This window comes from Mesorhizobium sp. P3_A10 (assembly GCF_056403175.1).
Map to the genome: position 1 here is coordinate 70,153 of NZ_JBFUFZ010000005.1, position 25,772 is coordinate 95,924.

At 62.6% G+C, this 25,772-nt stretch carries 19 protein-coding genes and 1 tRNA gene; 6 read left to right on the plus strand and 14 right to left on the minus strand.

All coding sequences use genetic code 11. The features are described from left to right. Positions 1 to 27: 27 nt before the first annotated feature. Positions 28 to 318 carry a DUF1127 domain-containing protein gene (locus AC1DXU_RS19810; protein WP_477371723.1) on the minus strand — a complete coding sequence of 97 codons (291 nt, stop codon included), beginning with the start codon at positions 316 to 318 and terminating at the stop codon, positions 28 to 30. Between the two features lie 177 nt (positions 319 to 495). Between AC1DXU_RS19810 and AC1DXU_RS19815 the strand changes: the two genes are divergently transcribed. Continuing rightward, positions 496 to 1,452 (plus strand): LysR substrate-binding domain-containing protein, encoded by a 957-nt coding sequence (locus AC1DXU_RS19815; RefSeq protein ID WP_477311825.1) that lies wholly within the window; start codon positions 496 to 498, stop codon positions 1,450 to 1,452. Positions 1,453 to 1,472: 20 nt separating this feature from the next. Here the strand turns inward: AC1DXU_RS19815 and AC1DXU_RS19820 are convergent, their stop codons facing one another. After that, positions 1,473 to 3,689, minus strand: a complete 2,217-nt coding sequence (locus tag AC1DXU_RS19820) for a bifunctional diguanylate cyclase/phosphodiesterase (protein WP_477371724.1) — start codon at positions 3,687 to 3,689, stop codon at positions 1,473 to 1,475. 121 nt (positions 3,690 to 3,810) lie between these two features. On the opposite strand from AC1DXU_RS19820, the gene xseA reads away from it, so the two are divergent. Both xseA and AC1DXU_RS19830 read left to right on the plus strand, forming a co-directional pair. Further along, positions 3,811 to 5,376, plus strand: a complete 1,566-nt coding sequence (xseA, locus tag AC1DXU_RS19825) for an exodeoxyribonuclease VII large subunit (protein ID WP_477371726.1) — start codon at positions 3,811 to 3,813, stop codon at positions 5,374 to 5,376. 70 nt (positions 5,377 to 5,446) lie between these two features. Further along, on the plus strand, positions 5,447 to 6,565 hold the full coding sequence (locus AC1DXU_RS19830) for a DmpA family aminopeptidase (protein ID WP_477371728.1): 1,119 nt from the start codon (positions 5,447 to 5,449) through the stop codon (positions 6,563 to 6,565). Between the two features lie 37 nt (positions 6,566 to 6,602). On the opposite strand, the gene AC1DXU_RS19835 is transcribed toward AC1DXU_RS19830, so the two are convergent. From AC1DXU_RS19835 to AC1DXU_RS19845, 3 genes are all read right to left on the minus strand, one after another. Then, a complete protein-coding gene (locus AC1DXU_RS19835; protein ID WP_477371729.1) occupies positions 6,603 to 6,857 on the minus strand; it encodes a hypothetical protein in 255 nt (84 codons plus the stop codon). Positions 6,858 to 7,033: 176 nt separating this feature from the next. Further along, a tRNA-His gene (locus AC1DXU_RS19840) sits at positions 7,034 to 7,110 on the minus strand. Positions 7,111 to 7,471: 361 nt separating this feature from the next. Further along, positions 7,472 to 7,930 (minus strand): phasin, encoded by a 459-nt coding sequence (locus AC1DXU_RS19845; protein WP_477371731.1) that lies wholly within the window; start codon positions 7,928 to 7,930, stop codon positions 7,472 to 7,474. Between the two features lie 246 nt (positions 7,931 to 8,176). Between AC1DXU_RS19845 and AC1DXU_RS19850 the strand changes: the two genes are divergently transcribed. Together AC1DXU_RS19850 and AC1DXU_RS19855 are read left to right on the plus strand one after the other, a co-directional pair. Further along, complete coding sequence (locus tag AC1DXU_RS19850; RefSeq protein ID WP_477371733.1) at positions 8,177 to 12,022, plus strand: PAS domain S-box protein; 3,846 nt, start codon at positions 8,177 to 8,179, stop codon at positions 12,020 to 12,022. A gap of 345 nt (positions 12,023 to 12,367) precedes the next feature. Next, positions 12,368 to 13,183: an SDR family NAD(P)-dependent oxidoreductase gene (locus tag AC1DXU_RS19855; RefSeq protein ID WP_477371735.1), complete on the plus strand. Its 816-nt coding sequence runs from the start codon at positions 12,368 to 12,370 to the stop codon at positions 13,181 to 13,183. 55 nt (positions 13,184 to 13,238) lie between these two features. On the opposite strand, the gene AC1DXU_RS19860 is transcribed toward AC1DXU_RS19855, so the two are convergent. Beyond that, complete coding sequence (locus AC1DXU_RS19860; RefSeq protein WP_477371737.1) at positions 13,239 to 15,197, minus strand: acetoacetate--CoA ligase; 1,959 nt, start codon at positions 15,195 to 15,197, stop codon at positions 13,239 to 13,241. Positions 15,198 to 15,504: 307 nt separating this feature from the next. On the opposite strand from AC1DXU_RS19860, the gene AC1DXU_RS19865 reads away from it, so the two are divergent. Next, a complete protein-coding gene (locus tag AC1DXU_RS19865; protein ID WP_477371739.1) occupies positions 15,505 to 17,355 on the plus strand; it encodes an AsmA family protein in 1,851 nt (616 codons plus the stop codon). A gap of 19 nt (positions 17,356 to 17,374) precedes the next feature. Here the strand turns inward: AC1DXU_RS19865 and AC1DXU_RS19870 are convergent, their stop codons facing one another. From AC1DXU_RS19870 to AC1DXU_RS19905, 8 genes are all read right to left on the minus strand, one after another. Continuing rightward, positions 17,375 to 18,193 carry an ABC transporter permease gene (locus AC1DXU_RS19870; protein WP_056583301.1) on the minus strand — a complete coding sequence of 273 codons (819 nt, stop codon included), beginning with the start codon at positions 18,191 to 18,193 and terminating at the stop codon, positions 17,375 to 17,377. Between the two features lie 4 nt (positions 18,194 to 18,197). Continuing rightward, positions 18,198 to 19,169 carry an ABC transporter permease subunit gene (locus AC1DXU_RS19875; RefSeq protein ID WP_477371741.1) on the minus strand — a complete coding sequence of 324 codons (972 nt, stop codon included), beginning with the start codon at positions 19,167 to 19,169 and terminating at the stop codon, positions 18,198 to 18,200. 9 nt (positions 19,170 to 19,178) lie between these two features. After that, on the minus strand, positions 19,179 to 20,318 hold the full coding sequence (locus AC1DXU_RS19880) for an ABC transporter ATP-binding protein (protein WP_477371743.1): 1,140 nt from the start codon (positions 20,316 to 20,318) through the stop codon (positions 19,179 to 19,181). A 201-nt stretch (positions 20,319 to 20,519) separates the two neighbouring features. Continuing rightward, positions 20,520 to 21,617, minus strand: a complete 1,098-nt coding sequence (locus AC1DXU_RS19885) for a polyamine ABC transporter substrate-binding protein (protein ID WP_477371745.1) — start codon at positions 21,615 to 21,617, stop codon at positions 20,520 to 20,522. Between the two features lie 349 nt (positions 21,618 to 21,966). Next, positions 21,967 to 22,905: a DMT family transporter gene (locus tag AC1DXU_RS19890; RefSeq protein WP_477371747.1), complete on the minus strand. Its 939-nt coding sequence runs from the start codon at positions 22,903 to 22,905 to the stop codon at positions 21,967 to 21,969. 160 nt (positions 22,906 to 23,065) lie between these two features. Beyond that, the gene (locus tag AC1DXU_RS19895; protein ID WP_477311754.1) at positions 23,066 to 23,272 is read right to left on the minus strand and encodes a hypothetical protein; all 207 of its coding nucleotides are present in this window, start codon (positions 23,270 to 23,272) and stop codon (positions 23,066 to 23,068) included. Between the two features lie 72 nt (positions 23,273 to 23,344). Beyond that, on the minus strand, positions 23,345 to 23,641 hold the full coding sequence (locus AC1DXU_RS19900; RefSeq protein ID WP_477371749.1) for a DUF1360 domain-containing protein: 297 nt from the start codon (positions 23,639 to 23,641) through the stop codon (positions 23,345 to 23,347). Between the two features lie 49 nt (positions 23,642 to 23,690). Next, positions 23,691 to 25,730, minus strand: a complete 2,040-nt coding sequence (locus AC1DXU_RS19905) for a hypothetical protein (RefSeq protein WP_477371751.1) — start codon at positions 25,728 to 25,730, stop codon at positions 23,691 to 23,693. Between the last annotated feature and the right edge of the window lie 42 nt (positions 25,731 to 25,772).

The window sequence follows — 25,772 nt, forward strand, 5'->3', positions numbered from 1 at the left end:
AACCGAAACGGCACCCATCCAACGCGATCAGGCAACCTTGCGGGCAAAGTCTTCGATCGTCTCGGCGCGATCGCTGGCGATCGAGCGCAACTTGGCTGTCGGATCGCGGCCGAATGGCACAGCGATGGCGACGTGCAGGTCGGCGCGCGTCAGACCGATATCGGCGAGTTCGGCGTCCGACATCTCGCCAAGGCGATAGAAGGCGCGGCGATTTTTCCAGGCGCGATAGACATTGGCGACGGCATTGGCCACGCGCGTCGCAACGGCCGGACGCGAGGTGATGCGCGAGGTCTCGGTGGCGAAATCAAACGTGGTCATGTCGGTCTCCTTCAGACTCGAACGGACAAAACCCGACGATCGGCGCTGGCGACAGCGACCGTTCCGGCTTCGATTCACATGCCTTCATGTGGACAATGCCAATTTGCCATCAGCCGATTGATTAATCCAACGAATGTTTCTAATCTTTAGCATCAACGCTAGTGATGGATCATGTCGATGAAAGCACCGCTCGATCTCGATCAGTTGCAGACCTTCATCTCGATTGCCGACACCGGCAGCTTCACCCGCGCCGCCGAAGAGGTGCACCGGACCCAGTCGGCGGTGTCCATGCAGATGCGCCGGCTGGAGGAGCGAATCGGCAAGCCGCTGTTCGAGAAGGATGGGCGCACCAACAGGCTGACCGAGGAAGGCGACAAGCTGCTTTCCTATGCAAGGCGGCTGCTCTACCTCAACCGCGAAACGCTGGCTGCCTTTGACGACCGGCGGCTCGAAGGCACGATCCGCATCGGCACGCCGGACGACTATGCCGACCGCTTCCTGCCCGAAATCATGGCGCGGTTCGCGCGCTCCAACCCGCGTGTCGAACTGACCGTCATCTGCGAGCCGACGCCGGGGCTGGTCGAGCACATCAAGCGCGGTAACCTCGATCTGGCGCTGGTGACGCACAATGATGCGCGCGGCCAGTCGGAAGTGGTGCGGCGCGAGCCGCTGCTGTGGGTCACCTCGGCCAATCACGCGACGCATGAGCAGGAAACCCTGCCAATGGCCTTTGGCCGGCCGAACTGCATCTGGCGCCGCGCCGCCGTTGATGTGCTCGACCGGCAGAACCGCGACTATCGCATCCTGTTCACCAGCTTCTCTGCAACCGTCATCACCGCCGCCGTGCTGTCCGGCCTGGCGATCTCGGTGCTGCCGGAATGCGCGCTCAGGCCCGGTATGCGGGTGCTGGGCGAAGCCGACGGCTTCGGCGCCCTGCCCGATTGCCGCATCGGCATCATGCGCGGCCAGACCTCACGGCCGGAGATCGTCGACGCGCTGGCCCGCCATATCTCCGAAAGCCTCGACAACATTTCCGTGCCGCTCGGCGAAGAAACCGGAACTTTCGACTTCGCCGCGCTCGCCTTCTCCAAGATGAAGCGGACCAAGCCGAACCAGATCCTGCCGGGCTGGTAGGACAGATCGCATATGTTGGTTTAGGCGCGAGCGGCCGCCTGTTCGCCGACATCGGCGGCGGACGACAGGCCCGGAAGGCCCAGCAATTGGGCCGGCTCCAGCGGTGGCGACAGAAGATAACCCTGCAACTGCTGACAGCCCATGCCGACGAGCTGAGCCATCTGCCCCTCGGTCTCGACACCTTCGGCGGTGACAGCGACATTGAGGGCGCTGGCGAGATCTATCAGCGCCTTGACGATCGGCGCCGAATTGCCGTCGCCGTCAACAAGGCGGACAAATGAGCGGTCGATCTTGAGCTTGTCGATGGCGTAGCGGCGCAGATAGCTCAGCGACGAATAGCCGGTGCCGAAGTCATCGAGCACGATGCCGATGCCCGACTGGCGCAAGGCAGCCAGAACCGTTCTCACCGTATCGTTGTTTTCCAAAAGCACGTTTTCGGTGATTTCAAGCTGCAGCCGCCTCGGCGCCAGCCCGGTCTCGGCAAGGATCGACGCAACCTGGTCGGCGAAACCGGCGTCGCGCAATTGCAGCGGCGATACATTGACGGCCACCCAAGGCAATTCGGTGCCAATGGCAAAGCGGCAAGCTTCAAGCAGCACCCATTCGCCAAGTTGGCCGATCATGCCACGTTCTTCGGCGATGGCGATGAATTGTGCCGGCGGCAATGCGCCGTGGACCTCGTGCGCCCAGCGGATCAGTGCTTCGGCGCCAAGCATCGTCTTGCCGTCCGCCGCGAAGATCGGCTGATAGGCCAGCTTGATGCCGGTTCCGCCGTTCAAGGCCTTGCGAAGCTCGCTCTCGACCTTGCGCTTGCGCAGCAGCAGGTCATCCATATCGCCGGCGAAGACCTGATAACGGCCGCGGCCGGTCTTCTTGGCTTCGTAGAGCGCGATGTCGGCCTTGCGCAGCAGATCGTCGGCGTTGGCATCGGAGCCTGTCGACAAGGCAATGCCAATGCTGGCGCTGACAAAGACCTGGTCGTCGATCAGCTTGAAAGGCTCCTGCAGTGTTTGCAGGATCCTGTCAGCAATATCCTCGGTGGCTCTGATATCGCGGATATCGATCACGATCAGGGCGAATTCATCACCGCCGAGCCGCGCCACCGTATCGACTTCACGAATGGTCTGCTGCAGCCGGCGCGCGGTCTGGCGCACAAGTTCGTCGCCGGCCGGATGACCGAGCGTATCGTTGACGTGCTTGAAGCGGTCGATGTCGAGGTAAAGCAGCGCCACCCTGGCCGTGTCGTGACTGGCGGTGAGCAAAGCGCGCCGCAGCCGGTCCTCGAACAGCGCCCGGTTGGGAAGACCCGTCAGCGTGTCGTGGAAAGCGAGATATTGCGCCTGGTCCTGGCTGGCTTGCAGCGCCGACGAAGCCCGACGCAGGCGCCGCAACAGGAATGCCAGGACGCTGGCGGCAAGCAGCAGACCGCCGATCAGGGCCGGGCCGGCCTTGCGCACCAGGGTCAGGCCGGGACGCTCCTGATCCCAGCCGATATAGCCCAGGATGATGCCGCGCGAATCGACCAGCGGAATAGCGGCCGAGCCTGTCGGCTGCGACAATGGCAGCAGGTGCGCGCCGGCCAGCAGATACTTTTCGGCGATCTTGCCGATAACGACGTCATTGATGAACTCCACGGAGACATGGAGATACTCGGTGCCCGGCGCCTGGGTGACGCGGTCTGAACTCGGCACCAGCGGCATGACGCTGAGGATGGCAGGCTTGCCGCCAAGCGATACCAGATCTTCGGCGACCATCTTGGCCTGACCGCCGGTCTGGTTTTCATTTGCTGGCTGACGCATCAGCAGGCGCAGCTTTTCGACGCTGGGCAGGATGGCCGGTTCGTCCTCGCCATAGCTGGCCGGCGCCACCACCTGTCCTTCACGCATCGCATGAATCGGGCGGTTGGCGGCATCCAGCACGTAGACCCGGTTGTGGCCGTAGTAGGAATACATCCAGACGCTGATGTTCTCGACCATCCAGTCCGCGTTGCCGGCCTTAGCGTTGATGACGGCATCGTCCCAGACGGCGATACTTTCCTGCTCGCGCTCTACCGCGGCGATCTGATCCTGAAGGCCATTGGCGAAGAATATCTTCTGCCGTTCGAGGGAGACGTGGTCCGCCTGCATGGTGGCGTACAGGCCGAAGCCGACGACCATGGCCAGCGCGAAAACGGCAAGCGCCAGCACCGTCAGGGTGACCTGGAATGTCAATGGACTGCGGTTTGCGCGTGTGCTCATGCGTCTTTGGCTAGCTCCCATGCCGCAGAGTCAATCAAATCTGGCTTAAGATCGCGTTATGAAATCGGCGATGGGCTTCAGCCGCCTTGACGCGGGCGCACAACCGTCCACCAATCGCTCCATGAGCGAAGCAACTTCCGAATCACGCACCAACGCCGCCGAATACACGGTGAGCGAGATTTCCGGCGCGCTGAAGCGCACCGTCGAGGATGTGTTCGGCAATGTGCGGGTGCGCGGCGAGATTTCAGGCTATCGCGGACCGCACTCCTCCGGTCATGCCTATTTCGCGCTGAAGGACGACCGGGCGCGGCTCGATGCCGTGGTCTGGAAAGGCACGATGAGCCGGCTGAAATTCCGCCCCGAGGAAGGGATGGAGGTGATCGCCACCGGCAAGCTCACCACCTATCCCGGAAAGTCCAACTACCAGATCGTCATCGACAATCTCGAGCCCGCCGGCGCCGGGGCGCTGATGGCGCTTTTGGAAGAACGCAAGCGGCGGCTGCAGGCCGAAGGCCTGTTCGATACCGGCCGCAAGCAGCTGTTGCCCTACATGCCGCGCGTCATCGGCGTCGTCACCTCGCCGACAGGGTCGGTCATTCGCGACATCATCCACCGCATCAAGGACCGCTTTCCGCTGCATGTGCTGGTCTGGCCGGTGCGGGTGCAAGGCGAGACGGCCGGCGCGGAAGTCACTGCCGCCGTCAACGGCTTCAACGCGCTGGCATGGGACGGCGCCATCCCGCACCCAGACCTGTTGATCGTGGCGCGCGGCGGCGGCAGCCTCGAGGATCTGTGGGGCTTCAACGACGAGGCGCTGGCGCGCACCGTCGCCGCCTCGCGCATTCCGGTGATTTCCGCCGTCGGCCACGAGACAGACTGGACGCTGATCGACCTGGTGGCGGATGTGCGGGCACCGACCCCGACCGGTGCCGCCGAAATTGCCGTGCCGGTGAAAGCGGACCTTGAAGCGACGCTTGCCAGTCTCGCTGCAAGGCTCAAGGCCGCCGTCTCGCGCGGTTTCGAACGCAAGCGGCAAGCGGTGCGCGCGGCCGCCCGTGCGCTGCCCTCGCCCGATCAGTTGCTGGCGCTGCCGCGCCGGCGGCTGGACGAAGCGACGAGCCGGCTCGGCCGGGCGCTGAGCGTCAGCATCGATCGCAAGCGGGCCAGGCTTGCCGGGCAGCGGCTGACACCGGCCACACTGTCGCGCCGCATCAACGAGGCCCGTACGCTGACCGGCCGCGACCTCGCCCGGGCGCAAGCAGCCTTTTTCGGCATCGTGCGCGAACGACGGGCGCGATCTTCACGCACGGCAGCACGATTGTCGCCGGCGCCGATCGCGAGGCGGCAGAAATTGCAGGCAGACGCCGTGGCAGGGCTGTCGCGGCGGCAGGACCAGGCGATTTCGAGACGGCTGGATCGCTTGCGCGGAAGCCTGACCCAGGGCGACCGCCTGCTGGCGACACTGTCGCACAAGGCGGTGCTGGCGCGCGGCTTTGCGTTGGTCAAGGACGCCGACGGCGCGGTGATCAAGCGAGCGGAGGACGTCATGTCCGGAGCAGCACTCTTGCTGGAGTTCGCCGACGGCACAGCGGATGCGGTTGCCACGAGCGGCACGGAACGGCCAAAGCCGGCCGCCAAACCAGCGGCCAAAGCCAAGGCGCCGGGCAGCCAAGGGTCGCTTTTCTAGAGCAATTCCAGAAAAAGTGTGAAGCGGTTTTCCGTCCGGAATTGCGTCAAAACAAAGAGATAGAGACGGCATGACCGGATATGACCCGCATCTACAGACGCCATCGGGCAAGCCGCGCGCTCGCGCTTTCGCGATCCCGTTCGATGGCACGCCGGGCGCCTTCAATGCCATCACCGATGTGCCCGGCGTGGCGGTCGGCTATACGACGCTGATCTTCGGCGACGGGCCGCTCATTGTCGGCAAGGGTCCGGTGCGCACTGGCGTGACGACAATCCTGCCGCGGCCGAGAAGCGAATTGGTAATCCCGGTGTTCGCCGGCATGTTCAGCGGCAAAGGCGATGGCGAACTGACCGGCTCGCATCTGATCGACGAACTCGGCGCGTTCAATTTTCCGGTCACCATCACCAACACCCACTCCTGCGGCGTCAGCCGCGACGCAACGTTGCGCTGGATGCAGAAGAGGCTGCCGCAATCGCTCGATAGCGCCTGGGCGCTGCCGGTGGCGGGCGAGACCTATGACGGCTTCCTCAACGACATTAACGGCCATCATCTGGATTTCGAGCATGTCTTTTCCGCGCTCGACGCGGCTCAAGGCGGGCCGATCGAGGAAGGCAGCGTTGGCGGCGGCACCGGCATGATCACCTTCGGCTTCAAGGCGGGGTCCGGCTCGTCTTCGCGCAGTGTCGAATGGAACGGTGAGCGTTTCACGGTCGGTTGCTTCGTCCAGTCGAATTTCGGGGCGCGGCGAAACCTTGTCGTGCGTGGCATCAGGGCCGGAGCCGAGCTTGTCGAACCAGCGATCCGGGACAACACGCCGCGCGCCGAAAAGAGCTCGATCATCGCGGTCATTGCCACCGATGCGCCGTTCATGGCGCATCAGATGAAGCGGCTGGCCAAGCGCGTGCCGCTCGGCGTGGCGCTGACCGGCGGCTATGGATACACGACCTCGGGCGATATCTTCCTGGCCTTTAGCACCGCCAATCCCGACGCCGCCAGGGGCGCGCCGGGCAAGATGGTCAATGCCAGCTACATTCCGGATGCCGACATCAACCCGTTCTTCGATGCCGTGGTGCAGGCCACAGAGGAAGCGATCCTCAACGCGCTGGTCGCCAATGACGACATGACCGGGCGCGACGGCAATTTTGTGCCGGCACTGCCGAAGGCATGGCTTAAAGATAGATTTGGATAGAGATGCAGCGCCCGGCCCTCTTGCCGGGCTCGATCCGTCACTCGGCAGGCTTGCCCGAATTCGCTTGGCTCTGGTCGGCCTCGGCCGCCTCTTCGAGCCGCGACGCAATCAGTTCCTGAATGTCGCCGACTTCTTCCTGGATGTCTTCCAGGGGTATGCCAACCTCAGCCGCCTTGGCGGCGCACTCCCGGGCAAGGGTCTCGGCCTGCTTTTCGATCTTTACCGGCGAGTGCTGGCACTGGACCTTTTCGCCGATCCACCCGCGCAAGAACTCGATCGCATGTTCACTCATACTGCATTTCCCTGGCGGCTATGCCGGTTGGTAATCGTAAACGTCCGCACCCGGTAAAGGATGCATGCTCCCATTCCAACCGAGTCGGCTTCGCCCGGCAAGCTGATCTTGTCCGAGGTCCGCAGAGCCGAAGGAAAGGAAGGGTTCAAGGAGCACGTTCTGTTTGTTTGATATAGTGGTACCGTTGGCTGGGATCGAACCAGCGACCTCCGGATCCACAATCCGGCGCTCTAACCATCTGAGCTACAACGGCACATTTGCCTGAGCCAGATCGTGGTGAAAAATTCATTCTCCGAGATCCGCTCTGTCGTTCGGCGATGCGTCCAATACGGTCTATCAGAGTCTAATTCAAGGCCTTTGATTAGGCAAAGCTGGTTCTGCGGACAGGCGGCGATTTTCATCAACCACTTTTCAGCAGGCAAAGAAAAAGGCCGGCGGGAGGAGGTGCCGGCCTTTTCCTGTTACGAGCCAGCGGGAGGAGGTGCTGGCTGGTCACCCCGGGGAGCAGAGGGAGGAGGTTCCACTCGCCGGGTATTCACTGACCAAATTAATTGCACATCTATTTGTCTGACGAAATGCGACCTTTTGTTGCATCATCAGACCATGCGCAATTATTAGGCGGCCTTGATTTCCTTCAGCGCCTTCTCGAAGGCGGTCTTGACCGGCTTGGAGACTTCCTCGGCGGCCTTGGAAGCAACGGCCTGGAATTCCTTGGCCTGCTCGACGGTCGTCTCGACGCGCTTGCGCAGGAAGGCAGTCTGCAGCTCGACGACTTCCGACAGCGACTTGGCGCCGATCAGGGCTTCGAGATGCGAGAAGCCGGCTTCGGCGTTGGCGCGGAAAGCGGCAATGGTCTTGAGCGACAGGTCGCTGGAAACGGACTTGGCGGTTTCGAAGGTGGACTCCAGAGCCTTCTGGGTCTCCTCGGCGCCGGTCTTCAGCTTGGCGTAGGCTTCCTTCGACTGCTCGACGCCCTTTTCGGCGAAAGCGCGCATCTGGTCGGTGGCCTTGGAAGCGTCAAAGCTCGGGAATTCAACGTTTTCGATCGTGTCGGCAGTCTTGGTCCTGGACATTTTCCATCCTTTCGGCAGCGGCGGCTTTGACAGAAAGCCGTCTCGTTCATGTATGATGGCAATATATAGGTTTTTTTGTGCGTTGCAATATCTTTGTTGCAGTGCACCATAAAATTCTTCAGGGCGTTAACCAAACGCCCAGATTCCGAGCGCTGCACGTTATGGCTTGTGGACCTTCGCCCCGCCGGCTTTTATTAACAAAGCGTTAACTGCAAATTGCCCGCTCTGTAAGGGTCCGCCAAGCGCATGCCGTCCGAAAACTACTCTTTCCTCGACGTCGCGGTGCTCGACGCGGTGCGTCAGCGCTTTGCCGCCGGCGACGCGATCGCCATATTGTCGGCAGACCTCGAACAGGTGATCTGGGCCAATGGGCCGGGCGCTGCGGTGTTCGGCTATCCCGACATCGAGGCCATCATCGGCGCCTCGGCGCGGCTGCCGCTGATTGCCCGGCGCCAGATCATGGCGACCAGCGGTTTTCCGGAGATTGGCCACGATCGTTCGATCACAGTCCGGCTGGCGACCGGCATGACCAGCAACGCCGTCGGCTTCCTCGCCAGTGCGGTGACGATGCCGGATGGCGAAAACGCGATCATGCTGGTGGTGCCGGCGGTGCAGACCGGCTCACGCAGTGCGGCCGAGACAGCCGCGCGCGCCATCAACGGCTTTACTGAACACGGACACTTCATCGCCTTTGTCGATGCTTCGGGCGCCGTCGAGGCGGCTTCGGATGGTTTTGCGGCGCTCGGGATCCTGCCGCAGACGCTGGCCGCGCTTGTCGCCGACGTGACCGCTGAGAACGGCCGCATCGTCAAGCGCCTGGTTCCAGGCGGCGCTGCTTCCTATCCGGCCGGCTTCGCCAAGCTGACCGATACGCGGCACCTGCTGGTGGTGATCGACGAAGACCAGCTTGATGACGAAAGCGCTGTCGAGCCTGCCAGTGAGGCGGAAGCCATCACCGGTGGGGTGGCAGACGATGTCGTTGGTCAACCGGAAACAGCTCAGGACAATGAGCCGACAGCCCCGACGGCGGAGGTGGCAACAGAGGCTGCCCCTGAAGTCGCCGAACTGATCCCGGCATCGTCGGAAACCGCCGATTCGACCGGACCGCAAGCGGCGGCAAGTGACCCGGTGGCCAGCCCGGCGCAACATGATCATTGGTATTTCAACTCCGGCGAGGACGACGCGAAGCAACCGAGCCGACCTCTTGAAACTGTGGTTGCGCCGGAAGGCGCGAAACAGGACGCCCCTCAGGCCGCCGCCCCGGCGGAACGTCCCGCCCGGTCGATCGACCGTTCGGCGCCGCCGCTGCGCTTCGTCTGGCGCACCGATGCCGAAGGCAAGTTCAGCACGCTGTCGCCTGAATTCGCCGACATCGTCGGCAAGCCCGCCGCCGACGTGATCGGCCGCCGCTTCAAGGATGTGGCGGCGACCTTCGGCCTCGATGCCTCCGGCGAGATCGCCGGCCTGCTCGAACGGCGCGACACCTGGTCCGGGCGCTCGGTGTTGTGGCCGGTTGCCGGCAGCGATCTGAAGATACCGGTCGATCTGGCGGCACTGCCCGTCTACGGCCGCAGCCGCGCCTTTGAAGGCTTTCGCGGTTTCGGCGTCGCCCGCGCCAGTGACGCGGTGATCGATCCGGAAGCGATCGGCATGGCGCTGGTCCCCAATGGCGAGAAAAAAGCAGCGACGGAGCCTGCGGTCGAAGAGACCGTGGCTGAGGCGTCCCAGCCAGCCGACCCGTTCAAGGGCGAGGTGCCGGCGCTGACCATCGTGCCCAAGCAGGAACGCCGCTTCGCCGACAAGGTGATCCGGTTGGCCGAGCATCGGCAACCGGCCAATGACAAGCAGCCGGTAAGTGAGAGGGGCCTGTCGACGCTGGAGCGCAGCGCGTTCCGCGAGATCGGTGAGCGGCTCAAGAAAGACAGCTCAGCCGAGGCCGAGCAGCCTGTGGCTGAACAGCCAGCTGCCGAGAAGCCCGATGCCGGAAGGCCGGCCGAAGCAGCTGTCGAAGATGTGGCCTCTGCGGCTGCCAAGGCCGACGAGCCGACGTTGAAACACACCGCCAAGGTCGATACCGGTAAAAGGCCGGCAACCGGCCCTGAAAGCGAAGTAGCCGCAGCCGAGCCGCCTGAAACCGATGCCGAAGACGAGAAGGATCTGGCGCGGCTCGATGGCGAGCAGCCGGACGAGCCTGTTCAAGAGAGCCCTGCCAAGCAACTTGTTGTGCCTGCGGCCTCGGGCTCCCTGCTCAACTACGCCGACCGGACAGACGAAGCAACCAAGGATGGCGACCAGGCGGCGGTGACGCAAGCGAGTGCCGACCCCGTCGCGGCGGACGCGCAGCCCACAGCGGAGACATCCTCGACAACCGATGCGGGCAAAACAGCCGGCGCTGCCGAAGACGACGACAGCATGACTTCAGCCGACTTCCGCGACGCCGAAGATGACGAGGATTGGGCGCAACCCGACAACGAAGTCGCTTCAGGCACTGCGGCTGGGACTATGGAAACTGCTCCCGTCGAGCGGCCGCGCCTCAAAGTGCCGCCGCTCAGGCTTGAAGGGTTCATGCCCTCGGCGTTTTCGGCGGGGGACGAGACCAAGGCCCCGGATACGTCGATCCTCGGCAAGCTGCCCGTCCCCTTGCTCATCCATTCCGGCGACGAGCTGCATTATGCGAATGAGGAATTCCTCAGCCTGACCGACTACGACACGCTCGAGGATCTCAGCGATGCCGGTGGCCTTGGCGCATTGTTTGCCGATCCCTATACCGACGACAGCGCTTCCGAGGGAAGTGATCACGCGCTGCGGCTGAAGACGCGCGACGGGCAGGAGTTTCCGATCGAGGCCATCCTGCGCTCGGTTCCGTGGCGCGGCGGCAAGGCGCTGATGCTGGTCGTGCGCCGCTCCGGCGATGACGATGCGGCGGTTGCGCATGGTGTTACCGACGAGCCGACACAGCCCGACATTTCGGAGCTGAAGTCGCGCATTGCCGAAATGCGCACCATTATCGACACCGCCACCGACGGCGTCGTGCTGATCGGCCGCGACGGAACGATCCGCTCGATCAGCCGCCCGGCGGAAGCGCTGTTCGGCTTCGACAGCGACGAGGTGACCGGCAAGCCCTTCGCCTCGCTGTTTGCCATCGAAAGCCAGCGCGCGGCGCGCGACTATCTCAGCGGGCTTTCTGAGCCCGGCGTGGCGAGCGTCATGAATGACGGCCGCGAGGTGATCGGACGCGAGGCGCAGGGGCGCTTCATTCCCCTGTTCATGACCATCGGCAGGCTGCCCAACGACAGCGGCTTCTGCGCCGTGGTGCGCGACATCACGCAGTGGAAGCGAGCCGAAGAGGATTTGACCCAGGCGCGCGCGGTGGCCGAGCGCGCCTCGTCGCAGAAGACTGATTTTCTGGCGCGCATCAGCCACGAGATTCGCACGCCGCTCAACGCCATCATCGGCTTTTCCGAACTGATGGTGGACGAGAAATTCGGGCCGGTGGCCAATGATCGCTACCGCGACTATCTGCGCGACATCAACCGGTCGGGCAACCATGTGCTCGACCTGGTCAACGACCTGCTCGACATCTCGAAGATCGAGGCCGGCCAGCAGGAGATGGACTACGAGGCGGTGTCGCTCAACGACACGCTGGGCGAAACGGTGGCGATGATGCAGCCGCAGGCCAACCGCGAGCGTGTCATCATCCGCTCCAGCTTCGCGTCGCGCTTGCCGGAGGTGGTGGCCGATCTGCGCAGCGTGCGCCAGATCGCCCTCAACATCCTGTCGAACGCCATCCGCTACACGCAAGCCGGAGGCCAGGTGATCGTCTCGACCGCCTATGAAACCTCCGGCGATGTCGTCATGCGCGTGCGCGACACCGGCATCGGCATGAGCCAGGCCGAGATCGAGCAGGCGCTGAAGCCGTTCAAGCAGATCAACGCGCTCAAGCGTGGACGCGGCGACGGCACGGGTCTCGGACTGCCGCTGACCAAGGCGATGGTCGAGGCGAACCGGGCCCGCTTCACCATCACCTCAACGCCTGGCGAAGGAACCCTGGTCGAAGTCGGCTTTCCCTCGACCCGCGTGCTCGCGGACTAGAGCCCTGCGCTTGCGCGGCCCGGTCCGGCAAAAGAAAAGGCGTCCAAGTGGACGCCTTAAGTAATTGGATTGCTGTCACAACGGGGGCTTGAGCGAATTCAGATCCTCAGGGGATTTTGAGGAACGGGATTTCTCCCTCAAGTTACGTGCGACTATCGACGCCGGCCCTTAACAACTCCTTACCAGCGCGATGGAAAGTTTACGAAAGTGTACCACTCGTGAAATCTAGGTAAATTCCACCGACATATTTTGTTAACCATGCCCGTGCTGTACTCGGCCTGCCGCCGCCGCCAGTGCTGGTCCTGCTGTTTCAGCGAAAGATGGCATCACCGGAGGAGCTGTGAAGTGTCCACGCAATCACTTTCCAGCAAGATCATCGTCGTTACCGGCGCTGGAGCCGGTATCGGTCTCGGCATCGCACGGGCCTGTGTCGAAGCCGGCGCCACAGTGGTCGGAGCGACCCTGCTCGCCGAGCACCGCGATGCCGTCGAACGCGCCGGCGCCGAATTCCTGCAGGTCGATGTCGCATCGCCGGAGAGCATCGCCGCGATGGCGGATGTGATCGCGCAGCGATACGGTTCTCCGGATGGGGTGGTGAACAATGCCGGCGTCACCATACAGACGCCGTTTCTCGATATGCCGCTTGGCGACCTGGACCGGCTCTGGCAGGTCAACCAGCGCTCTGTCTTCCTTGTCTCGCAGCACGTCGCCCGGCTGATGATCAAGGCCCGGCGCGGCGGCTCGATTGTCAACATCGCCTCGAACCACGCAGGCGCCACGCTTGCCGGCTATGAGATGTATGCGGCTACCAAAGGCGCCGTTGTTTCGATGACGAGAGCCATGGCCTGGAGCCTTGGTACGCACCAGATCCGCGTCAATGCGCTCTGTCCCGGCCTGACCCGGACTGAAGCCATCGCCGAGATATCGGCGAAGGATCCCGCGGCCGAACGCCATTTCAACGCGGGGCAAGCGACAGGGACATACAACACCGTGCCGCAGGTCGCGGCGACTGCTGTTTTCCTGCTGTCGGATCAAAGTGCGGCGTTCAGTGGAGCCGAACTCGTCGCCGACCAGGGCATGTCGGCGCGCTTGGGTTTTGGCCATCATCCAGAACCGAAGGTAAGGGCAGCAAAACGCGGTATCCGGTCCTGGCTGCGCTGATCTTCGGGTCGGGAAAGATCGGGGCAAATAAGAAACTTCGGCTCGGGATGCCTTCTCAGTCGGCAAGCTGCGGCAGGTTCTTGAACAGCTCCAGCGCTTCGGGATTGGCGAGCGCCTCTTTGTTCTTGATGGCGCGGCCATGCACGACGTCGCGCACCGCAAGCTCGGTGATCTTACCCGATTTGGTGCGTGGAATGTCTGACACAGTGACGATCTTTGCCGGCACGTGACGGGGGCTCGCTCCGGTGCGGATTTTCGCGCGGATGCGTTTTTCCAGTTCGGCATCCAGCTGCACGCCGGCGGCCAGCCGCACGAACAGCACGACCCGGACGTCATTGTCGAAATCCTGGCCGATGCAAAGCGCCTCCAGAATCTCGGGCATCTGCTCGACCTGGTTGTAGATCTCCGCCGTGCCGATGCGCACGCCGCCCGGATTGAGCGTGGCGTCGGAGCGGCCATGGATGATCATGCCGCCATGGGCGGTCCATTCGGCGAAGTCGCCATGACACCAGACATTGTCGAAGCGCTCGAAATAGGCCGCGCTGTACTTCTTGCCTTCGGGGTCGTTCCAGAAGCCGATCGGCATCGCGGGAAACGCCTTTGCGCAGACCAGCTCGCCCTTCTCTTGCCTGACCGGCTTGCCGTCATCGTCCCAGACATCGACGGCAAGGCCGAGACCCGGTCCCTGGATCTCGCCGGTCCACACCGGTTCAATCGGCACGCCGAGCACGAAACAGGAGACGATATCGGTGCCGCCGGAGACCGAGGCCAGGTGGACATCCTTCTTGATGCCGTCATAGACGAAACGGAAATCCTCGGGCGACAAGGGTGACCCGGTGGAGGAAATCGCCCGCACGGTGGACAGATCATGGGTGCGGATCGGCTTGAGACCGGCCTTGCGCACGGAATCGATGAACTTGGCCGAGGTGCCGAAGAAATTCATCTTCTCAGCATCGGCGAAGTCGAACAGCACGTTGCCGTCGGGGTAAAACGGCGAGCCGTCATAGAGCAGCAGTGTCGCGCCTGAAGCCAGCCCAGACACCAGCCAGTTCCACATCATCCAGCCGCAAGTGGTGAAGTAGAAGAAGCGATCGCCGTCGGTGAGACCGGCGTGCAGCCGGTGTTCCTTGACGTGCTGGATCAGCGTGCCGCCGGCCGAATGAACGATGCATTTGGGAATGCCGGTCGTGCCTGACGAAAACAGGATGTAGAGCGGGTGCGCAAACGGCAATCGTTCGAAGGTGACGGGCTTGGCCGCAAAAGGTGACAGCGCGTCTTCGAGCGCCGCAGCCTTGTCGACGGTGACTGCCACATCGGCAGAGGTGCCGAGATAGTCGACGATCAGGAGCTTGCGGACGGTGGGGAGCTTCGTCGCGACAGCAGCGATCTTGTCTGCCATTTCGATGGCTTTGCCGTTGTACCAGTAGCCGTCCGGCGCGATGAAGACGACCGGCTCGATCTGGCCAAAACGGTCGAGAACACCCTGCTCGCCGAAATCGGGAGAGCATGACGACCACACCGCGCCGATCGAGGCTGTCGCCAGCATGGCGGCGACGGCTTCCGGCATGTTGGGTATCATGGCGGCGATGCGATCGCCTTTTTTGACGCCGAGCGACAGGAAAAGCTGCTGCAGGCGCGACGTCAGTGCATGCAGTTCGTTCCAGGACAGCCGGCGCTCGACCTTGTCCTCGCCATGAAAGACGATTGCGTCTCCCGAGCCGGTCTTCTTCAGAAGGTTCTCGGCGAAGTTCAGCGTGGCGTCGGGAAAGAACGAAGCGCCGGGCATCTTGTCGCCGTCGACGAGTACGGTCTCGCCCTTGTCGCCAACAATGCCGCAAAAATCCCAGACCAGGCTCCAGAAACTCTCGCGGTCCTCGACCGACCAGCGGTGGAGGTCGGCGTAGGAAGCGAAATCCGCGCCTGACCTGGTCGCCGCTGACTTCATGAAGGCGGTTAACGGCGCCGCATCAATCCGGTCTTGCGTAGGGACCCAGAGGGGGGCGTCGGCAGCCATGATCGTTCCTCCTTAAAGCACGTCGCGTTTGAAGGGATTTATGCCACGCGCTTTAAACTCTGCCGCATGCAAATCGCTGTCCCAAAACCGTCGCGCACCCTCGTATCAGGTCTGGGATGAAGACTTTCGATAGGCACAAGGCTCGTATCGCTTATGCATATTGCGGTGCAGCAGAGCAAGATTTTGTTCAGTTGGCTGTACTGGAAGTGCGCAAATGCCATCGCCGGGCCATAAAGACTTGAAATGCGTCAGCCGTGGGTTACACCCGTCGGGCGATTTTTGTCGGAATGGAAGCATACGGGGCGATATGCCAACACCTTTGATCCGGCGCGGGGTATGGGCGATCGGCGTTGCCGTGCTCGTCATCGCGCTGGTCGTCGCCGCCCTGCCGCTCATTGCCTCGACCCGTATCGTGCGCGACCGCATCGCCTGGGAGATGAGCGCGTGGAGCGGGTTCAGGGTCACCATCGATGGCGCGCCGCGCATCGAAGTGTGGCCGAAATTCCGCGCCATCCTGACCGACGTGACGCTGTCGCAATGGACGGAGACCGACGCGCCGCCGGTGATCGAGGCCGAGCGGGTCGAAGTCGACCTTTCCGCCATGGCGGCACTGCGCGGCGACGTGGTGTTTTCAACGGCGCGGCTGGTGCGGCCGACGATCAGGGTTCAGCGCATGGCAAACGGGTTCTTCCTGCCTGCCATACCGTCCGGCGGGCGTATCACGCGCTCAATCGACACCGCTCGCGGCGTGGTCAACGCCGATCCGGCGACGCCGGATCTGAGCAAGCTGCCGACCGATCCGTTCGGCATCGTGGAGTTCAGGGACGGCCGCATGGTCGCCTCCGTTGGCGGCAAGGACGATGAAATCCTGAGCAGCCTGACCGGCCAGGCGAGCTGGGCGGCGATGAACAGCAATGCGACGCTGACGGCAACCGGAATCTGGCGCGGCGAAAGCGTCGCCGTCGATGTCGCCTCACCCAAGCCGCTGGTGCTGTTTGCCGGGGGCGCTGCGCCGATCACGCTTTCCTTCAAGGCTGCACCTGTCAGCTTTTCGTTCGATGGCGTCGCCAGCATGTCCGAAAATGCCTATTTCGACGGCCAGGCCAAATTTTCAGCCCCGTCGCTCAGGCGCGTGCTGGAATGGTCGCAGGCCGGCATCGCGCCGGGTGCCGCTATCGGCTCCGTCTCGGTCTCGAGCAAGGTGACGGCGACGGCCGGCCGCATCAAATTCGAAAACACCGCGGTGGCGCTGGACAACAATCCAGGCATGGGCGCGCTGGATTTCTCGTTCGGTGAAGCGCTGCCGGTGATCTCCGGTACGCTCGCCTTCGACACGCTCGACCTCAGGTCGTTTCTCTCCGCCTTCACGCCGCTGGCACCAGCCGGCGAAACCGGTCCTGGCGAAATCGACAGCAGCTTTGCCGACCGGATCAATCTCGATCTCAGACTGTCTGCGGCGCACGCCACCGCGGGTTCCATCCAGCTTGCCGACGTCGCCGCCACCGCCCAGGTCAAGAACGGCCTTGCCGTCTTCGACATCTCCGATGCGTCGGCTTTTGGCGGCAACATCCAGAGCAGCCTTCGTTTCGACCGCAAGCCTGAGGGAACACAGGTCGAAATCCGGCTTTTGGCTTCGGATATCGATGGCGGCGCTTTCGGCACCGCGGCGGGGATGACACGGCTGGTGCCGGCCAGCACCGGAACCGTCTCGGTCATTCTCAAGGGGCCGGGCAAATCCTGGAGCTCCATCTTCGAAAACGCCGACGGCTCGGTCTCGGCGACGTTCGGTCCGGGTGCCCTCAGCGGCCTCAACCTTCAGGCTTTTCTCAAACACTCGGAGCAAGGCGGGTTCTTCGCGCTCGACGATGTCGCCGACGGAACGCTGCCGATCGACGGCGCCGAGCTCAAAGCCAGCATCTCCAAGGGCGTTGCCAGGCTCGACAAGGCCGAGGCCAATTCGGCGAAGTACAAGATCTGGCTTTCCGGCATCGCCTCCTATGCCGGCCGCGGACTGGCGCTCTCCGGCGGCATCACCCAGGCCGACAAGGCCGCGACGCCGACAAATGCACAAGGCCCCAACCAGTCCTCGTTCTTCGTCGGGGGCACCTGGAGCACGCCGTTCATCTCGCCGATCAGCCGCGGCGTTTCAGGCGAGTAGGCCCCTCAAGATTTGCCCATCAGCCACGCTGTGCGGCCTGCTCGTCGAGCTGGCGCTGAACCTCACGGCGCTTGTTGGCGAGCGAGGCGATGATGACGCCAATGGCAACAACAGCAATCAGAATGGTGCAGGCGGCGTTGATCTCCGGCGTCACGCCGAGACGGACCTGGCTGTAGATCTTCATTGGCAAGGTGGTGGCGCCAGGCCCGGAGGTGAAGCTGGCGATGACCAGATCGTCGAGCGACAGAGTGAAGGCCAGCATCCAGCCTGACACGATCGCCGGCATGATGACCGGCAGCGTGATCTGGAAGAAAGTCTTCACCGGCGTTGCGCCCAGATCCATCGCCGCTTCTTCCAGCGAGCGGTCGAAGGTGATCAGGCGCGACTGCACGACAACGGCAACGAAGCACATGGTCAGCGTGATGTGGGCAAGCGTCACGGTGAGGAAGCCGCGGTCGAGACCGACGGCGACGAAGAGCAAAAGCAGCGACAGGCCGGTGATGACTTCCGGCATGACCAGCGGCGCAAACACCATGCCGGAAAACAGCACCCTGCCCCTGAAGCGCGTGTAGCGCGTCAGGGTAAGTGCCGCCAGCGTGCCGAGCACGGTTGCCACGGTGGCCGAGATCAGGCCAACGCGCGCCGTAACCCAGGTCGCGTCCATGAGGCCCTGGTTGTGGAACAGCGAGACGTACCATTTGGTCGAGAAGCCACCCCAGACGGTGACCAGTTTGGACTCGTTGAAAGAGAAGACGATGAGCAGGACGATCGGCAGGTAAAGAAAGGCAAAACCGAGCACGATCGAGGTGATGTTGAAGCGGCTCCAGGTGGTGTTCATGATGTCACCGATCCATTTCCTGAGCGCGCGCCTGCGCTCGCTGGAAGAGCATGATCGGCACGATCAGCAGCAAGAGCAGAATGACGGCGACGGCGGACGACACCGGCCAGTCGCGGTTGGCGAAGAACTCGTTCCACAGCGTCTTGCCGATCATCAGCGTCTGCGAGCCGCCGAGCAGGTCGGGAATGACGAACTCGCCGACAGCGGGAATGAACACCAGCAGGCAACCGGCGATAACGCCGGGCAGCGACAGCGGGAAGGTAATTTTCCAGAAGGCTGATGTCGGCGGACAGCCGAGATCCTTTGCCGCCTCGATCAGCGAATAGTCCATCTTCTCAAGCGCCGAATAGAGCGGCAGCACCATGAACGGCAAATAGGAATAGACGATGCCGATGAAGATCGCCGTGTAGGTGTTGAGAATGATCAGCGGCTGGTGGATGACACCGGTAGCGAGCAGCAGCTGATTGAGCAGCCCTTCCGGCTTCAGGATGCCGATCCAAGCGTAGACGCGGATCAGGAACGAAGTCCAGAACGGCAGGATCACCAGCATCAGCAAGGTTGGGCGGATCGTTGCCGGGGCACGCGCCATGCCATAGGCGATCGGATAGCCGACGACCAATGTCAGGACCGTCGAGATTGCGGCGATGATGACGCTGGTCACATAGGCGTTGAAGTAGAGCGCGTCCTGCGTCAGCCAGGTGTAGTTGTCGACGCTGAGCTGTTTCAGCTGGCCAAAAAACCCGGAAATGCCGCCGCTGAAATCCAGTGCCGGCGTATAGGGCGGAATGGCGATCGCCGTCTGCGACAGCGAGATCTTGAAGACGATGACGAACGGAATGAGGAAGAAAAACAGCAGCCAGACATAGGGGATGATGATGACCAGGCGGCCAACGAAGGCGGCGCCCAGTCGGGCCAGGAAGGATTTGCTGGCGGTGTCTGAAGCGGGTGTTGCGACGGTAGCAGCGGCATTCGACATGACCGCCCCCTACCGCGTCAGCACAACGCCGGCGTCGGGCCGGAAAGAAACCCAGGCCCGATCGTTCCAGCTCAGCGGGTCCTCTGTGATGCGTGCCGCGTTCATCGTGCTGGCCCGCACCATCTGCCCGTCGTCCAGCCTGACATGATAAACGGTCATGTCGCCGAGATAGGCGATGTCGTAGACTTCGCCTTCAAGCGCGTTGACCGCATCGGCGGGCTTCTTCGACGAAATCCTGATCTTCTCCGGCCGGATGGCGAAGACGATGTTGGCGCCCGCGGTGGTATTGACGGCATTGTCAACGACGATCTGGGCTCCGGTAGCGCCCGCGATGCGGGCCGTCTTGGCCGTCTGCTCGGCAACCTTGCCCTCGAACATATTCACGTTGCCGACGAAGTGGGCGACAAAGCGCGAGCTTGGTGATTCATAGACCTCGGCCGGCGTCGCCACCTGCATCACCTCGCCCTTGTCGATGATGGCGATGCGGTCGGCCATGGTCATCGCCTCTTCCTGGTCGTGGGTGACGACGACGAAGGTGAGGCCGAGATTCTGCTGCAGGTCCATCAGCTCGAACTGGGTTTCCTCGCGCAGCTTCTTGTCGAGCGCGCCAAGCGGCTCGTCGAGCAGCAGCACCTTCGGCCGCTTGGCGACCGAGCGGGCAAGCGCGACGCGCTGGCGCTGGCCGCCGGACAATTGGTGCGGCTTGCGCTTGGCGAACTGCTCGAGCTTGACCAGCTTCAGCATCTCTGCGACGCGCTTTGCGATGTCGGCAGCCGGCATGCCTTCCTGCTTGAGGCCGAAGGCGATGTTGTTCTCGACCGTCATATGCGGGAACAACGCATAGGACTGGAACATCATGTTGACGGGCCGCCGGTAGGGCGGGATGCCACGCAGATCCTGGCCGTCGAGCAAGATGCGACCGGCGGTCGGCTCCTCGAAGCCGGCCAGCATTCGCAGCAAGGTCGACTTGCCGCAACCCGAGGCGCCGAGCAGTGCGAAAAACTCGCGCTCGAAGATGGTCAGCGACAGATTGTTGACGGCGGTAAAGTCGCCAAACTTCTTGGTGACATTGTCGAATTGAATATATGGCTTGGCGTTCGGATCATTCCATGGCGCGAAATCCCTGCGGATGCTGCCAAGCGATTTCATGTCCCACTCCGTCTTGCTTTTTTTGCCCCTGGACCGGTTCATCGTTTCACGGAAACGCAGAACCGCTCCATCTCTTTGTTTGACGCAATTCCCAGGGAAAGCGCTATGTGCTTCCCCTGGGAAAACCGCCCACACTTTTCCTGCAATTGCGCTAAAGAAAAACGACCCCGGCAGATTGCTGCCGGGATCGTCCCAGATTGCTTATTGGCCGGTGACGATCTTGGTCCAGGTGCGCGTGATGACGCGCTGGGTCTTGGGATCGTACGGGGCGACTGTGTAGAGCTTCTTTATGGTCTCGGCATCGGGATAGACTGAAGGATCTTCCAGCAATGCCTTGTCGACGAACTGCTGCGAAGCCTTGTTGCCATTGGCGTAGAGCACGTAGTTCGACGATTTGGCGATCACTTCCGGCTTCATCATGTAGTTGAGGAATTCGTGCGCCTCGGCGACATGCGGCGCATCGGCTGGGATCGCCATCTGATCGAACCACATCTGGGCGCCTTCCTTGGGCACCGAATAGCCGATTTCAACGCCTTGCTTGGCCTCGACCGCGCGGTTGCGGGCCTGGAACACGTCACCCGACCAGCCGACGGCCAGGCAGATATCGCCATTGGCGAGGGCGTTGATGTATTCGGAAGAGTGGAACTTGCGGATAAAGGGCCGGACCTTCAGCAGAGTCTCCTCGGCCTTGGCGATATCGTCTGGCGACGTGCTGTTCGGGTCGAGACCGAGATATTTCAGTGCCGCCGGGATGATATCGGCCGGCGAATCCAGCACATAAACGCCGCAGTCCTTCAACTTGGCCAGGCTGTCGGGATTGAAGAACACGTCCCAGCTGTCGATCTTGTCGGTGCCAAGTGCTGCCTGCACCTTCTTGATGTTGTAGCCGATACCGACCGTGCCCCACATGTAGTTGATCGAATATTCGTTGCCGGGGTCGTATTTGGCGGTTCGCTCCGAAACCGTGTCCCACATGTTGGAAATGTTGGGTAGTTTCGATTTGTCGAGCTTCTGGAACACACCGGCCTGGATCTGGCGTGCAAGGAAGTTGCCGCTGGGCACGACAACGTCGTAGCCGCTGCCGCCGGCAAGCAGTTTGGTTTCCAGGATTTCGTTGGAATCAAAGGTGTCGTAGACGACCTTGATGCCGGTTTCCTTGGTGAAGTCGTCGATGATCGAAGCGTCGATATAGTCCGACCAGTTGAAGACGTTGACGACGCGATCCTCGGCATGCCCGCCGACGGTGAAAAGCGTCAGAAATGCTGAGGTCGCCGAAAGCCAGAGCGCTTTGCGGATCATGCTATTCTCCTTTGATGAGTGTTCCGTCGCCGGCTCGTCGCGGCGTAGCGCGGCCGGGCATTTGCTTCAGACTATTGAGCTTTCCAGGATGCGACAAGCACGAACTGCCGACACCGTGTGAGTGGTTCGATGTGCTGATGTCGGGAGCTTGGTAACCGTGGTGTGGCCTGGATGGCACTGCTGCGCCGTCAGCGGCTCTCGCCATGGCGCGGGCAGGGATACGACGATTTGGTCCGGTCTCGATTGGACCGGCGGGGAGACTTGGCAAGATACGCCTGTCTTGTTGTTGCCGTAGCCCCAGCCTGCCCGCCCGGTAGCGACGTTGTCAATGGCAAACCCGTGCACTGCATCAATTAGGGGACGGCACGCCGGCGACGCCCGGTCGCGCCGGCCGGGCCTGGCGCTTGAATTCAAGCCCGATATGGACAAGCAGCGCCGTGACCACCACCGCGCCGCCAACGATGGTGCGCAGCGACGGCACCTCGGAATGGACGAGCCAGACCCAGACGGGCCCGAGGATCGGTTCAAAAGTGCCAATCAACGCCGCGACCGCCGCCGGGACAAGCCGGGCGCCGGTGGTGAAGAAGGCCAGGCCGAGGCCCAGATTGACCACGCCGAAGACGAAGAGAAAACCCATGTCGTGACTGGTGACGGCGAGCTCCGATGCCTGGGACGCCGCGAATGTGGCAGCGAGCATCGCGCCAAGGCAAGTGGCCGGCGTCATGCGTACATGAGCGAAGCGCCGGGTGACGACAGTTGCGATCGAGAACATGACGGCAATCAGCAGCGCCAGGCCGTCGCCGATGGGAGAGACGGCGCCATCGAGCGATTCCGAGACCATGATGGCAACGCCGGCGATGACCGCAGCGATAGCCATCCAGGTCGCGACAGTCACCCGTTCGCGAAACAACGCCCAGGCAAGCAGCGCCGCCAGCAAAGGCACGCCGGCCTGCATCAAGAGGATGTTGGCGACGGTGGTGTAGGAGAGCGCGACGACGAACGAGGTCGAGGCTGTGGCAAAGCAAATGGCCACGGCAAGGCCGGGCAAGCCCATGTCACGAAACAATTTCAGCGTGCCGCGCCAGCCGTCGCGCCAGACCATGAAGCAAAGCAGAAAGGCCACAGCCCAGAGCGAGCGCCAGAAGATCACCGCCCAGTTGTCACCGGTATCGATAAAACGGGCGATGGTGCCGCCAAAGCTCCAAACCAGCGCCGACAGGAATATCAGGAGGTAGCCGACGCGCTCCTCGCGCGGCGAGACGACACTTGGTGATGCGATATCGGTCATGGGTGCGACTGTCGGCGATTTCCGGGCGGCACGATGCGCAGTGGACGACAGAAACGTGCTTCATTCGCGTAGCGCAAAGTTGATGGCCGGGCGTGGTCCAGCGCAATGTTCCGCTTAGGGCACCTTGCTTTGGCCTGGCGCGGCGCATCAAGCGTTGGCGCTAGATCGGGCGTGCACTGGCAATGACAAAGTCGCCCAGGGAAAGAAGCCAGGCGACGTCGCGGCCATCGACGTCGAGATGTTCCCCGGCTTTCGGGAAGACATAGGTAAAGCCCGATGCCGGCGCGGCGACCACGATCGAAGTGTCGCCGCGATACTCGATCGCGACAGCGCCGGTCAGCGCCGGCGGCTGCGGTGTCCCGGACATCCGGGTTCGGCGTGGCGGCGACTGCCACACCTGGCGATTTTGACCACAGCATCCCATCATCGTCTCCTGTTGTTATGTCGTCTTCGACCCGGTCGCCTGCTCGAACAGGCAAGCAGCACCCGAGGCCCCGAGCCAGACCAGCACGAACTCAATCCAGCCGTGGCTGACGAGCGGTGCGAACAAGGCCGACGGCCACAGGCTCAGGCAATAGAAACAGTCCATCAGATGCCCCAGCACATGATCGCCGGCCCTGGCCCTGACCTTGACGACGATGTTGAAGGGTCCGTCCTCGGCGGCGACGAAATGCGCGATCCGCCAGGTGGCGAGGCTGATGAGGACGAAAGCAAGTTCGCTCGACATGATATCCATCGGAAATTCCCGCGCGGCGGAAAAGATGCCGCCGCGCGGGAGACAGGGTTCATCCGTTGATGACGGCGATATCCACATCGGGATCCACCCGGATGTCGATTGGGTCATAGTTCCAGTCCAACAGATGCCCATTGTCAGCGCCGGCAGGGTTCATTGCACGGCTGAACGCACTGCAGCCGAGCCCGTAGGAGCCCTCGAGCGAAGTCGCCGCGACCAGGCGATAAGTGCCGGACAGAAGGCATGAGTTGTCGCTGGTCGTCTCATGCCAGTGAGAGGTATCGGCCGGCGATGTCTGCAGCGAGAAGGATCCGCTGCCGCAGCCATGCGACGTCAGCACGGCACTACGCAGATGATGCGCGCTGACCGAGACGACGATGCGCACGTCGATGTCTTGCGGCACGACGCCACGCCGGATGGTCGGGCATGGCACCAGCAGGTTGCGCCCGGGCAGAGCGAACGCGCTGTCGGATTCCGACGCGAACTTCCAGGCCAGCGTGTCGAAATGCACCGTTGGCGCAGTGTTGTCCGTCTGGATGGCGACGACGCCGGAATATTGCAGGTGGTTCTTCGCCGCCCCTCCGACCTCGACCTTGAGCAGTGTTCTCTGCAGTGTCGGCGTTGGCCATTCGAGCACGAGGTTGTCCGGGTGGAACGCCGTCGGATTGGGCAGCACCGGATACCAGCCATCGGCGTCCGGCGTGACAAGGTGCGGCGATCCCGATGGTATCGGATAGATGTTCCAGGACAGCCCGGTGATGGCGTTGAACGTCACGCCATTGTCGGTGCTGGCGAGCACCCGGTAGAATTGCGCCTTCGGCACGTTGACGCAGCCGTAGAGCTGCAGCGTACCGTGGAACGGTGTCCGCGCCAGCGGGCGAGGCCCTATGGGCGGAACCGGACGGTTCGGACGCACGGCATAGCCGGTGACGGCATTGAAGTAGGACGCATTGTTGAGCGGCATCAGGCCGGCGAACAGGATTTCCGGCACGTCCTTGCAGGGCACGACGGGCGTTTCGCAGACACGCGATTCACGCGCCTGGCTGGAAGCGACGAGCGTGACCGGAGGAATGACGCCGGCATTCCAGCGGACGTCGAAATAGCCTTCGGAATAGATGACTTCCTCGATGCCGTCGCCATTGGTGTCCTGGGTGACCCGGAAGGTGATATCGGGCACATCCACAATGCGCTGCCACTGCGGCAGATAAATATCGAAGCAGCGGTGGAACGGGCCGATGTAGCGGTTGAGGTCGAAGCCGTCGATTTCCGCGTGATGCACGCCCAGTTGCCTGGCGACCGCGGCGCGGATGGCCTCGCCTGGGTCGGCCGGTTTCTTGCCGACGATGTCGTCATCGCCGCTCAGCAGCTTCTGGAATTCCGGAGGAATAGGCGCCTGCATTTCCATCGGGAAAGCACGTGCTCCCTCAAGCTCGGCGGACAGCGTTTCCCGCCCGCTCGGCGAACTCACTTCTCGGCTCAGGCTTGCTGCATGAGACAAGGCGCCAAGTGCGGCCTCGAGATGGCGCTTCAGCCCGGGCAATTCCTCCACCGGACCTGGACGCGGCGGCACCGGCAGATCCAGTTCCGGAATCGCCACCAGATCCTTGATCGAAGGCCTGATGAAAATATACGGAAAGCAGATCCGGCGATGGCGCCAGCGCAGGATCCAGTCGATATCGAAGCGCGGGACGTAGACGCAGAAGCGGCCGCATTCGTCGGTCTTGACGGTGGCGATGACCTCGCGCCGGCAATGGAAGGGATAGAACCATCCCCAGCGCCAGTTGGTGGGGAAATAGCTGACAAAACTGCAATCGGTGTCCTGGACCTCGACGGTGGCGAACGGAACGGGATATTCGACCCCGGTGACCGGATCCTTCTTGACGACGCGTCCGCAGATACGCCGAAAGAAGAACAGTTCGGGATCGATACGCCACTTCAGTCTTTCGGCAAGGTCGGCAACGCTGTGGCCGATCAGTTCCTTGGCGTCGATCTTGGCCAGCGACGCTAAGCGTTCGGCCTGGATCCCGGTGATGATGCGCTTGTCAGGGGCGTATTCGGCCGTCTGTGCGGCCGGCTTTTCAGGCGACTTCATGGCTGTGGCCTCCTCTTGGCTTGGCTGCGGGATTGGAAAATT